The organism is Streptomyces sp. NBC_01445 (assembly GCF_035918235.1).
In the GTDB taxonomy this organism is placed as follows: Bacteria; Actinomycetota; Actinomycetes; order Streptomycetales; family Streptomycetaceae; genus Streptomyces.
In genome coordinates this window covers 15,903-27,713 of the sequence record NZ_CP109486.1, presented here as the reverse complement: position 1 = coordinate 27,713, position 11,811 = coordinate 15,903, and the positions used below count along the sequence as shown (strand labels likewise).

Here is an 11,811-nt window from a genome sequence, read left to right as displayed (position 1 = left end):
GCGCGAGGGCCATGGCCGGCCTGTTCACCTCGTAGGCGGTCAGCTCGCGGTCACGTCGTCCAGCATCCGAGGCGCGTCGCCGTCGAAGTCGATCCACGGGTTGGTGCCCAGCGCGTCTGCGCCCTCGGCGCTCGGGGCCTCGTAGCGCATGACGAACTTCTCGGGACCGTGGGCGTATGCCACGATCAGGCCGTGCTCGGCGTCCAGGAACGCGCCGTGAGGACGCTTGCCGGGGTAGCTGACGCGCCAGGCCAAGTCGCCGGTCTCCACGGCGGGCACGGAGAGCTTGACGACAACGCCGTCGGGGAGCCGGTAGAACCACGTCATCGGGCCGCCGGACACCACGGTCATAATCTCGTCGATGCCGACGCCGTCGTCGGTGGTGTTGACGTGGAGGCGGCCGAAGCGCGCCTGCACAAAGTGCTTGGCGTCGTCGTCCATGGCCTGCATGTCGTAGACCTTCGGGTACGGAGCGACCCCGTGCTCGGACGTGTTCAGGTGGCCGCCGTCAGGGGCCTCGGGCGTGCGGCCGGCGAGCTGGATGTGCGCCAGCAGGTCGCTGCGGTGCAGGCTGAACATCGAGATCAGCTCGGCCTGCTCGTCCTCCGAAAGCGCCCGGGTCTTGGACACCTCCAGGATCGGGAGAGCCTGATCGGGAACGGGAGTCTGGCTGGCGTGGACGCCCACGGTGCGCAGCACCTCGTTGACGGCGTCGATGCCGATCGTGGACGGCCGTCCGTCGATGTAGGAGAGCGTGAGATCTGCCTTGGTCATTTCCAGTCCTGAGGTGAGTAGCGGTTGACGGCCGCGGGAACCGCCGCCCTGCCCCCTTACGGTCAGGAGCGGCCGGAATCCGCCGTCATCGACGCCTCTCCTAAGGGGTTAGCGCCGCGACACTTCCGACCATCCGCCATCAGACTCGTTTATGGAAATACTTCCTGCGCATCTCTACTATTCGCCCCATGGATGAACTCCAGCGGATCGACGTCAACCAGCTGGTGACGCTGCACGCCTTGCTGACCGAGAAGCACGTCACCCGCGCGGCAGTGCGGCTGCACAAGAGCCAGCCGGCCGTCAGCCACACCCTGGGGCAGCTGCGGACATACTTCGGCGACCCCCTGCTGGTGCGGCACGGCGGCCGCATGGCCCTCACGGCACGCGCCCAGGCGCTGGTACAGCCACTCGAAGACGCCCTGACCAGCTTGAACGACCTGCTCAGTGCCTCCGACTTCGAGCCCGCGCGCACCCGCAGGCGCTTTAGGATCTCGATGTCGGACTACGCGGCGCACATCGTGCTGCCCCCGCTGGTGCGGCATGTTCGCCGCCATGCTCCCGGCCTCGACCTTGCGATCAGTCAGGCCAGCCGGGAGGCGATGCTGGCGCAGCTCCAGGACGGCGAACTCGATCTCGCGCTGGGAATCTTTCCCCACCTGCCCGACGACATCGAGATCCAGGACCTCTACCGGGAGGAATTCGTATGCCTGGCGGACAAGGCGGTCCTCCCCGCAAAGGGAGGGCTGTCGTTCGAGGAGTGGCTGGAGCGTCCGCACATCTCGCTAACCCTGCGACCCGATGCGAACGATGAGATCGAGAAAGCGCTGGCGGCACGCGGACTACGGCGGCATCTGGCCGTGACACTGCCCCACTGGAGCGCGGCAGCCGACCTGCTTCCAGGCACCGACCTCCTGCTGACCATTGCCAGCCGGGCGGTGGGGCCAATGCGCCGGTACAAGACACTGCGGAAGTTCACTCCGCCCCTGGAGCTTCCCCGACCCGCCTACCAGCAGGCATGGCACATCCGGCGGGCAGGCGATCCGGCGCACCGCTGGCTGCGCCGGGCCGTGGTGACGTGCAGTCAACCCAGCGGCCCGAACGCCGCCACCACGGGCGCCGGTGCATGAGGCCCGGTCATGAAGACGCCTGCCCCCGAACGAAGCAACCGCCGGTCCCGCAGCCCGTGATCCACAGGCACGCGCGTATCCGAGTCGTGCACATCAATCACCGAGCGCCCCCAGGGACCGTGCAGGCAGGGAACTTGCGGCCGCTGCGGTCCCCAGGACGGAGAGCCCGGCGGGTTCGCCGCAGGCGCCCCTCTGGATTCTGCGAACCCGTCGGATTCGGGAGGGCCCGCCGCCCACGGTGGCACGCACGCCGAACAGCGCGATCGCCCGTAGCTGCAAGAGCTGGGCCAGTTCGTGGGGTGAACGGTCGAACAGCCTCAGCGCGCCAGTGATGTCCAGATCGACGCTGTGATCTTGAGGGTAGGGCTGATGCACCGGCGTGATGTCTTCGACGAGCAGGAGGAGTTGCTCGAACAGCAGGTCCGGGTCCTGGAACTGGTCGAGATGGAAATGAACCCGCAGGACCTGCCGGGGGCGGCCGCGACGGACTCGTTGCGGTTCTGCCTCGCGCAGGGGCTCGGGCGCCGGCACGGTGCTCATCCTGCGGATCCGGGGGAGCGGTGGCCCAGGCGGCGCAGGTCTGCGGAGCGGCTCCCGGCGGGCTGGAGATCGGCCCACGGATGCAGTTCCGAGCCGGCGGTCCCGTCGGCGAGAGTCCTTGCGGACGCGGGAGCGGGGGAGGCGTCCGACTGGGCCGGCGTCGGTGCCGGTGTGGTGTGGCCGAGGAGGTCGAGGGCGGCCTGCGGGCCGTGATCACGGCGCGCGGCCGCGACTGTTTCGAGGTCCCACGCCATCTCGCCGACCACGGTGCGGCGCGGGCCACGGGCCTCCACGGTGCCGCGGACGAGGAGCAGCCCCGAGTGGAAGATCGTGTGCGCGCAGTCGGCGTGAGTGTCCTCGAAGAAAGCGAGGTCGACGAGCCCAGCCCCGTCCTCCAGCGTCACGAAGATGATCCGTTTCCCCGAAGGGATGGGCGGGGTCTGGGTAGAGGCGCGCACGCCCGCGACAAGGACCTTCTGCCCGGGGACCATGCGCTGGAGGTGGGCGGCATCAGTGGCGCCGAGCTCACGCAGCAACCGGTAGTGGTGCTCCATCAGATGCTGGGAGACGTCGATCGACAAGACGTCCAGCTCGGCGCTCATCCGCTCCCGGCTCGACATTTCCTTCAGGCCGCTCGGCTCCGCGCTCACCAGGTCGCCACCGAGCGCGAGTTGCCCGTCGGCAGTGGCCCGGTTGCGGGCATGCCGGTGCAGCTCGCCGGCCTGGAGCAGCAGGTCCCGCCGCGTCAGCGCGCCCTTGACCTCGTCGAGGGCGCCGATCTGGATGAGCCGCTCGGCGATCGGCAGAGAGGGTCTGGCCCGCTGCCAGAAGTCCTGCAGGGAGGTGTAGGGCTGGTGGGCGGCTATCCGGGCCGACTCCGCGTCACTGATTCCCTTCACCGTGGATAGCGCGAGCCGCACCCCCCATCCCCGGTCCGTGGCCTCGACCCGGTGCGCCACCTGAGAGCGGCTCACATCGACCGGCAGGATGGGCACGCCGTGGCGGCGGGCGTCGGCGACGATCACCCGCATCGGCCACATGCCCGGATCGTGCTCCAGCAGCCCCGCATACAGAGCGGCTGGATGGTGCGCCTTGAGCCACGCGGACTGCACGGCTGGCACCGCGAACGCGACGGCATGGGCCCGGCAGAACCCGTAGGCCCCGAACTCCTTGATGACGTCCCAGACTTCGTCGACGACCGAGTCGGAGTAGTCGCGCTCGGTGGCTGCCTTCTTGAACCACTGCTCCACGGCGGGCAGGCGCTCGGGGTCGGCGAGGGCGCGGCGGGCGACGTCGCCGGCGGCACGGTCGCAGCCGGTCATCTTCGCGAGGATCGCGATGATCTGTTCGTGCCAGATCACGACGCCGTAGGTGTCGTTCAGGATCGGCTGAAGGTCGGGGTGGGGGTAGTGCGGTGCGGCGCCGTGCCGGGCGGCGATGAACTTCGCGGGCATGCCGCCCTTGACCGGGCCGGGCCGGAACAGGCTGATGTCGGCGATGACGTCCTGCATGTGTCGCGGCTGCAGACGTCCGACCAGGTCCATCTGGCCGGGGGATTCGATCTGGAAGCAGCCCAGGGTGTCGCTGCGGCGGATCATCTCGAACGTGGCCTGGTCGTCGAGGGGGACGTGGTCGGGGTTGTCGAGGTCGAGGAGTCTGCCGGTGGTGCGGAGGATCTCGTCGACGGCGTGTGCCATCGCGGACTGCATCCGCACGCCGAGCACGTCGAGTTTGAGGAGCCCCAGGTCCTCGACGTCCTCCTTGTCGGCCTGCAGCATCGGATAGTCGCCGCCCGGGGTCGGTTGCACCGGCAGCCGGTCCAGCAGGGACACATTCGAGATGATCACTCCGCACGGGTGCATGGCATAGCCGCGCACGAGCGCGTCGAGACCCTCGGCCAGCTCCCACAACGGTCCGAACTCATCTGCGCGGGCGGCGAGCTGGCGCAGTTCGGGCAGCTCGGCGAGGGCGGAGCGGATGTCACAGGCCCGGATGTGCGGAAAGCTTTTGGCGATCATGTCGACGGTCTGCGGGGCGATACCGAGGGCGAGCCCGGTATCTCTGAGGGCGTGGCGGGCGCGGTAGGTCTCGGGCATGCCGGTGACCGCAACCCGATCGAGCCCGAACCGCTCAATGATCTTGTCGTACACCTCGAGCCGTCGCGCGGACTCCACATCGAGGTCGATGTCCGGCAGCGACGTGCGCCGCTCGGAGAGGAACCGCTCGAACAGCAGGCGGTGAGTCAGCGGATTCGCCGTCGCCACGAACAGAGAGTGGTTGACCATGGACCCGGCGCCCGAGCCGCGCGCGGCGACCCGGACACCCATCGCCCGCACGTCCGCGACCACCTGGGCCACAGCAAGGAAATAGCCCTCGAAACCGAGCCGGCCGATGACATCGAGCTCATAGTCCAGCTGCCGCACCGCGGCCACATCCGAGTCCAGACCGCGGGCAACCATCCCGGCCTCGCAGCGCTGACGCAGCAGCCGCATCGCCCCGCCCCGAACCCGGTCGGCGCCCACCACGTGCGGCTCGGGAAAGTGCGGCCGCCCCATCCCCAAATCCTGTGCGCTCAACGTGCAGGAGGCCGCCGTCGCCTCGGTCTCGGCGAGCAGCGCGGCCGCCCGCTCGGGGCCATGGCCCGCGGCCTCGGCGATCCGCGCCGCGACCGCCGCCATCTCACCGCCACTCTTGAGCCACCCCTCACCGCTGTCGACGTGACGCCGGTCGATCGGACGCAGCAGACGGGCAGCATCCAGCACATCCGCCAGGCGGTGCTGGGCGGGATCGGCGTACCGCACCGAGTTCGAGACGACCACCGGCACGCTGAGGTCGTCACCGAGTTGCACGGTCCGCGCCGCCAACCGCAACGACCCCGCCCCGGTCCCCGACCGGCCCAGGTAGACCGTCTCCAACCGCAGGCCCGGCCCGGCGATCGTCCGCCACTGCGCGAGCAGCCGCTCAGCCAGATCCTGCCGCCCCGCCATCAGCGCAGCCACCGGCTCCGACGCAGGACCGAGCAACACCACCAGACCCTCACCGAGGTGCTCCTGAAGCACCGGCCAGGCCGCCACCGGCACCCCGTCCACGGGCGCGGCATGCGCGGCCGACACGATCCGGCACAGCCGGGCCCACCCGCCCACGTCCTGCGCCAGCAGCGTCACCCGCCACCGCGCCTCCACCACATGCGCACCGCCACGCACCGGCGTACGGCGCCGTCCCACAGCAGGGTCGGGCTCAGCGGCGGGAGCAACGGCGAGGTCCACGCCGAAGATCGGGCGCACACCGGCGGCGGCCGCGGCCTTGGCGAACCGCACCGTCCCGGCGACTGTGTCGCGGTCGGTCAGCGCGAGCGTGGTGAGGCCGCGCTCGGCGGCCCGGCGGACCAAGTCGTGGGGGAGCGAGGCACCGTACCGGGCCGAGTACCCGGAGGCGACGTGCAGGTGAGAGAACCCGGAGGCCGTCACGTTGCACCTCCGATCACACGAGCACCGATTCAAGTCGCATGACTTGTTCTGTCACCAATGTATCGAACAAAAATCGAACAACACGAGTCCTGGGTCCCGCGTGTCCCACTGTGTCGTTGCTGTGGCCGAGTGCCCTAGTTGGCGCGCTCGGCCAACTGCAACGCTCAACTCCAGACGGACGCGGACATGGCGTCGATGTGCCAGCACCTACCGCGCGCTCGGAGGCACTCTGGCCGTGGGGGCCGCTGCTCTCCTCGCCAGGTCAAACGCCACTGGCCGCTGGAGCGGCGGGGTGCTGTCATGGGTAGAGAAGACGCGTTGACGATCCGGCAGGGCCTCGGAGGCCGGAGCTCCGCGCGCAGTCCGCCCGGGTGGTCCGACCGGGGCAGCCCCGTCGCAAACAGAGGAGGCCGACGCCATGCTGCACCGCCGCACCGTCGGTGACGTGATGACCGGGGATGTCGTCACCCTCCACCCCGACACCTCGGTCCAGGACGTCGTCGGCCTGCTGGATGCGAACGACATCGTCGCGGCCCCGGTCGTCGACGACGACGGCGCTCTCGTCGGCGTCGTGTCCGCGTCCGATGTGCTGCGGCACGAGACCGGAATGCCCGATCCGCAGGGGCAGGACGGGAGCGATGAGGGCGCCTGGGGCAAGGCCCGGGCTCGGACCGCGGGCGCGCTCATGAGCAGCCCCGTCTTCACCGCCCACGCCGACTGGACGATCCCTCTGGCCGCTCGAGAACTCCGCAGTCGGCACGTCAAGCAGCTGCCGGTGGTCGGCGACGACGGGCTCCTCATCGGCATCGTCAGCCGTAGCGATCTGCTCGACGCCTTCATCCGCTCCGACGCCGAGATCCGCGGCGAGGTGGAGCAGGACGTCCTGGGGCGCATCCTCGGCCTGGACGAGGGCACCGTCGCAGTCGAGGTCCGGGACGGGGTCGTCACCCTGCGCGGTCACGTCCCGGAACCGCGTCTCGGCCCGGTGGTCGTGGGCCTCTGCCAGGGCGTCGACGGCGTCGTCGCCGTGGACGCCCACCTCGCCGCCGCCGGGGCGGGCTAGGTCAGGGTTTGGGGTTACCTGCGAGCGATGCTCGGCTTCGGCTCACGCCGCGGAGCAGATCTACCGGCTCCCTGGGCTTCTTCCCGCTGGAGGTCACGCCCGCGATTGCGGAGCGCGCCACCCCAGCGGGCGACCTAACGGGCATGGCCCAAGTCGCCAAGACGCGAGCCTGCAGTAGAGAGGGTTCCTCGACCGTCGGCGGCCGAGGAACCCTCTTGTCCAGGTCATTTCTGAAGGATGAAACAGCGCAGACCGCCGGGCTCCAGGTCGTACCAGGCACCGCTGTCCCACCCCGCCAGGAGACCGCCGATGTCCTGGCCGGCCAGGGCGATGTGCGCTCGATCGGCCGGGAGGCGATTCGCGAGCGGGGTCGTCACCACCCACACCCCGCCGGGCCGGAGCAAACGGCGCACCCGCCCGGCGACGGCCGGCCTGTCGTTCATGAATGCGTACACCAACCGCATCGTCACCACGTCGAAGCTGTCCCGAGGCAGCTCAGCGACGGCCTTGGCATCCTCGAAATCGACCTGGCGAGCCTCGAGATTCGGCTCCAGACCCTCGTAGCGATCGCGGACGGCGGCAACTGAGGAGACCGCCCAGTCCACGGCGAGGGTTGTGTACCCGACTTGGGCCAGTTCCGCGGCGTATCCGCCCAGCCCGCACCCCACATCCAGAGCCCGCGCCCCGGCTGCAGGTGGCAGGTGCCTGGTAAGGAGGCTCATCTCGCCCGCACCTGGGCGTAGGAACCCGTCGCCGGCGGCGAACCAGTCCTCCCAGTGCTGCACGCCGGCATTCACCCGTCGTCCCCTTCCTAGAAGCGCATCAGGACCGATCACCACACGCACTGAGGCAAGGCTGCGTCTTCAGGCCGCTTCGGCGCCAGGCTCGGGATATCGCACAGCCTTCTTCAGAGCAGCCTCGACCTCGCACTGGTCCTTCGCGCTGCGTGACCTCCCGCGCGGTCCCGGCGGCGGCATCGTGCTCGCCGTCGACGTGACCCCCTGGCCACGCCCCGACGCGAACACCAGCAATATCTCGGTGATGACCGCTCGCTGATTGCGGTCTCTGCGAAGACGAACCGGTCGAAGGCAGACCAGGACCCGTCCACGTGGATGCCACCGTTCGAAGGCGACCGGTGCGAGTACATCGCCGACTCGATCGCTATGAAGGTCCGCTGGCAGCTCGCCATCGACCCGTCCGAAGAAGAGGTTCTCGTCGAGAACGCGACCCGCTGCCCCAACGCACCAGTCAAGGTCACACTCGCACGCTGACCTGCTTCTGAGCCGCGCCGTCCGCGCACCGGTGGGGTCGCTCCAGGGCGACTGCGGGAGGCGATCAGCATACGGGTACGGGTACGTACCCGTATGCTGGCAGTGTGGGAAGGAGCGGAACGATGCCTGATGCCAATGTCCGTATCCCCGAGGAAGCCAAGGACCGCCTCGCGGCGATCGCGGCCAGCGAGGGCCTGTCGCTGCGGGCCTACCTGGCGCGCCTGGCCGAGACGCTGCTGACGCCGCAGGAGCGGGCCGAGCGCGCCGAACAGGCACGGGCCGCCCTCGAGGAGTGGAGCGGCTATGCGCCGACCGTCGCCGAGGAGCGGGATCTCGACGGTGAGCTGGACCGGCGCCTGGCGCAGGTGACCGGCCGGTGAGCCAGGCCATGCACATCGTCCTGGACGAGACCGCGGTCTCCGCCGCAGGCCAGGGCAACGTCCTGGCTTCCCGCCTGATCCACCGTGCGCATGCCGAGCCCGACTGGTTCCTGTACGCGCCGGCGTGCGTCCTGGTCGAAGCCGATCGCAGCAGGCCGGGCACGGCCGAACACATTGCTGCGCTGCCCGGTGTCACGGTCCTCGACCTCGATCTGCCTGCAGCCCTTGCGGTGGCCCGGCATGAGACCTGGGGCGTCGCTCATGCCCAGTACGCGGCGCAGCCGACCGTGGACAGGCCGGATGGCGCCATCATCGCGACAACTTCGCCGAAGCGGTGGGAAGGCCAGTCAGTCCGGACCTTGGACCTGACTCCCTGAGAGCTTGCCGAGACCGGCCGGTCCGTCGGAGCGGACGTACAGCGTGCCCCGCGCCTGGTCGGGCTCAAGCCTGAGGCGAAACCGAGGCGTCAGTTCGCCGTGCCAGCGGCCGAATAGGTTCCAGTCGACTCGGGATGCGAACGGCGGCCTACCCACGGGCCGGTAACGGGCTTTCGTGGTCGTCGACTTGGGGTTGGAGGGATGGCGCGCGAGCGACGGTGATGAGGATTCCTGTCTCAGCGAGCAGGTCTGTCCACCCTTACCGCGACCCACATGACGACTGGCGCCACCACACCCGCGACCTCACCGGCGGTGGCGTTCAGGCGGCGTGCCAGCGGGCCCGGTCGGGGCTGTTGGGGGTGGTGGCGCAGGTCATGAGGGTCCCGGCGGATGTGTAGCCCATGGCTCCGGGCGGGGAGCAGAACGCGCCGGGGTGCACGCCGCGCTGAGTACTCGTACCGCCGCTGGAGGATCCGCTTGAGCTTCCCCCGCTGCTACTCGTCTCGGTCGGCTCCGGCGTGGGCTTGGGGCGGGGGGCGGGAGCCTTGCTCTCTTCCTTACTGATCGTGTCCGGGCATTCGCTGTGTGGGGCGGTCAGCCACACGATCAGCTTGTGCTGTTCGTCCTTGAACGGCTTGCCTGCCTGCGGGGAGGTGGCGCACACGGTCCAGGTGGAAACCCTGTCGGGTAGCGCGCGCCCGCCCTCCGCAGGATGCTTGTCGGTCTGATGGACGTCGTAGCCTGTCGCGTTTTGCGCTGTGACGGCCTCATCGAGGGTCTTGCCTGTCCAGTCGATGATCTTGGGTATTGCATTGGTTGTCACGGTTGCGGTCGGAGCGGGGCTGGCCGTGGCCGCAGCGGATGCCGTCGGCTCGAGCTTGGCTGCCTTGTCCTGCTCGCTGTCCACTCCGCACGAGCCCGTCATCAGCCCAAGCACGAGTGCGGCGGGTATGAGCAGATGCCGCTTTCCGTACCAGCGCATGCGCGGATGGGTGGTGGGGGGCCTTAGGAGATGCTGGGGATGGTGGCGCATGAAGACGCAGACCGACCTTCTTGAGGGAAGGGAATGCCAGTGGTGGGAGTATTTCCAAACTCCCCCGGCGGGGGAAGTCTCCTACTCACTCCTGGACACAGCAGCGCGATGCACTGCTCGCTGCCCTGAGACTCCAGCCACCGTGGACCGGGAAGGCACAGGGCTCCAAGGAACGCTCCACGAGCCAGGCCGAGTTCACGGCCGAACAGTTGGAGATCTGGAGCGTTTTCGCCGATGCCGTGAGTACCCCGTTGGTCCGGGCCCGCCTTCATCATCTGCTGTTGGACCGAGGACACGGCCGTAAGCATGATCGCGCCCGCAGCGCGGCCGTCGGGTACCTGGACGCGGCAGCGCTTCTGCTCGCCGCCCCCGAGCGGTTTCCCGGGCTGCTATGCCCCACCGAGTGCCTGAGCTGGGCCCGAGACCTCGCCCGGACCTTCAACCAGAAGGATCTGAAGCAGCGCGTCACAAAGGACATGGTTGCCCTGGTCGAACGCGTCCTGGACAGCCCCGAGGACGAGCCGAGGATCGTGAACGGCCTCCTGGAAGAACTACGCGATCAGGGGGATGACATCACGGACTTCGCGGAACGCGCTGCACGCCGCTACGCCAGCGATGTGCACGCCCGTGTCGGCTTTCTCAAGCTGCTGCGGCAGGAGGTCGCATCCGGGCCCCGCCGAACGGACATTGAAACCCAGATCGTCAGCGCCCTGCTTGACGCCGCCGATGCCGACGTCAACGTCGGTTTCCGTCGTCATCAGCTGCTGACCCGGGCCGCGACCGAAGCACGGAATTGGGGACTGTCTGAGCTGCGGGTACGTGCCGAGTTGGCCCTGCAACAGACCGACCCGGGCTCCCTGGAATGGTCTCGGTTCCGTCGGGTGCTCACCCCTCCGCGGGGACTGTCCGCCGGGATGCGAGCACACATCGACGGCGCTGTAGACCTGCGGGACGCCCTGTGGCGAACCGCCCACGACGTCCATCCGGCGATGCGCGAGCACGCCGATGATGCGCACCTACTGGAACGTCTGCTGCGAATCCCGCGCACGCGCATCAACGCGATGGGGCCTGTCCAGACCTTCCAGCCCGTCGACGCCGACGACAACCATGCCGTCGCGTTGCAGGTCCTCGCGATGGACTTTCTCGGGCACCTCGCCGCGGATCAGCTCGACCGCATTCAAGAACGCTTCGTCCCCGACGAGGCCGAGCTGATCGGCGCCCTGGCCCACGACACCGTCCTGCCCGGGCCGCGGGCACGGACCCTGGCCCACGCCTTCCGGTACTTCTGGTTGGGGGAGTTCGACGCGGCAGCGTGCGTCGCCCTGCCCCAGGTCGAGCAGATCCTCCGGCAGCTCCTGCGCCCCCGAGTTCCGATCGTGTCTGTGTCCCAGGGGCGTACCCCCGGCACCGTCGAGCAACTGGGCGGCCTCATCCGCAGCATGCCGGACGCCGGGTATCCCGCGGACTGGAGTCGAGCCCTGAACCTTCTCCTCGCCGATCCCGACCGCGGGATGAATCTGCGCAACGACATCTGCCACGGATTGATCGACAGCCCACCCAAGCACCGCGTCGCACTCATCCTCCAGGCAGCGCTATACCTGCTTAGCTACGCCCACGGCCATCGAACCCCTGCGCCCCTCACCCAGCCCGCCCCCTGAACGGGCCCAGACAGACCGAGCTCGGCAAGGGGACAGGGGAGACGGGCGCGGCGAATCAGCAGTGCTGTTCAGCAGAAGCCCTTCGGCTGCACGTTCTCCCCGCACGCGGGATGCTGCGGAC

11 protein-coding genes are annotated in these 11,811 nt (G+C 69.1%); 6 read left to right on the top strand and 5 right to left on the bottom strand.

Translation table 11 applies throughout. The features are described from left to right. Window positions 1-39: 39 nt before the first annotated feature. Window positions 40-774, bottom strand: coding sequence for a hypothetical protein (locus OG574_RS48085; protein ID WP_326771245.1), 735 nt, complete (start codon window positions 772-774; stop codon window positions 40-42). A 188-nt stretch (window positions 775-962) separates the two neighbouring features. On the opposite strand from OG574_RS48085, the gene OG574_RS48080 reads away from it, so the two are divergent. After that, the gene (locus OG574_RS48080) at window positions 963-1,901 is read left to right on the top strand and encodes a LysR family transcriptional regulator (RefSeq protein ID WP_326771244.1); all 939 of its coding nucleotides are present in this window, start codon (window positions 963-965) and stop codon (window positions 1,899-1,901) included. Window positions 1,902-1,994: 93 nt separating this feature from the next. Here OG574_RS48080 and OG574_RS48075 read toward each other — a convergent pair whose 3' ends face one another. Together OG574_RS48075 and OG574_RS48070 are read right to left on the bottom strand one after the other, a co-directional pair. Then, window positions 1,995-2,432, bottom strand: coding sequence for a hypothetical protein (locus OG574_RS48075; RefSeq protein WP_326771243.1), 438 nt, complete (start codon window positions 2,430-2,432; stop codon window positions 1,995-1,997). Between the two features lie 5 nt (window positions 2,433-2,437). Then, a complete protein-coding gene (locus OG574_RS48070; RefSeq protein WP_326771242.1) occupies window positions 2,438-5,908 on the bottom strand; it encodes a DNA polymerase III subunit alpha in 3,471 nt (1,156 codons plus the stop codon). A 418-nt stretch (window positions 5,909-6,326) separates the two neighbouring features. Between OG574_RS48070 and OG574_RS48065 the strand changes: the two genes are divergently transcribed. Next, a complete protein-coding gene (locus OG574_RS48065; RefSeq protein ID WP_326771241.1) occupies window positions 6,327-6,971 on the top strand; it encodes a CBS domain-containing protein in 645 nt (214 codons plus the stop codon). Window positions 6,972-7,195: 224 nt separating this feature from the next. Here OG574_RS48065 and OG574_RS48060 read toward each other — a convergent pair whose 3' ends face one another. Further along, a complete protein-coding gene (locus OG574_RS48060; protein WP_326771240.1) occupies window positions 7,196-7,816 on the bottom strand; it encodes a class I SAM-dependent methyltransferase in 621 nt (206 codons plus the stop codon). Window positions 7,817-8,083: 267 nt separating this feature from the next. On the opposite strand from OG574_RS48060, the gene OG574_RS48055 reads away from it, so the two are divergent. From OG574_RS48055 to OG574_RS48045, 3 genes are all read left to right on the top strand, one after another. Beyond that, on the top strand, window positions 8,084-8,242 hold the full coding sequence (locus OG574_RS48055) for a hypothetical protein (protein ID WP_326771239.1): 159 nt from the start codon (window positions 8,084-8,086) through the stop codon (window positions 8,240-8,242). A 122-nt stretch (window positions 8,243-8,364) separates the two neighbouring features. Then, window positions 8,365-8,622: a hypothetical protein gene (locus OG574_RS48050; protein WP_326771238.1), complete on the top strand. Its 258-nt coding sequence runs from the start codon at window positions 8,365-8,367 to the stop codon at window positions 8,620-8,622. After that, window positions 8,619-8,999, top strand: a complete 381-nt coding sequence (locus OG574_RS48045; protein ID WP_326771237.1) for a hypothetical protein — start codon at window positions 8,619-8,621, stop codon at window positions 8,997-8,999. Before OG574_RS48050 ends, OG574_RS48045 begins: the two co-directional genes overlap by 4 nt. Before the next feature lie 319 nt (window positions 9,000-9,318). Here the strand turns inward: OG574_RS48045 and OG574_RS48040 are convergent, their stop codons facing one another. After that, on the bottom strand, window positions 9,319-9,981 hold the full coding sequence (locus OG574_RS48040) for a hypothetical protein (RefSeq protein ID WP_326771236.1): 663 nt from the start codon (window positions 9,979-9,981) through the stop codon (window positions 9,319-9,321). Between the two features lie 71 nt (window positions 9,982-10,052). On the opposite strand from OG574_RS48040, the gene OG574_RS48035 reads away from it, so the two are divergent. Further along, a complete protein-coding gene (locus tag OG574_RS48035) occupies window positions 10,053-11,690 on the top strand; it encodes a DUF4209 domain-containing protein (protein ID WP_442816780.1) in 1,638 nt (545 codons plus the stop codon). Window positions 11,691-11,811 lie beyond the last annotated feature (121 nt).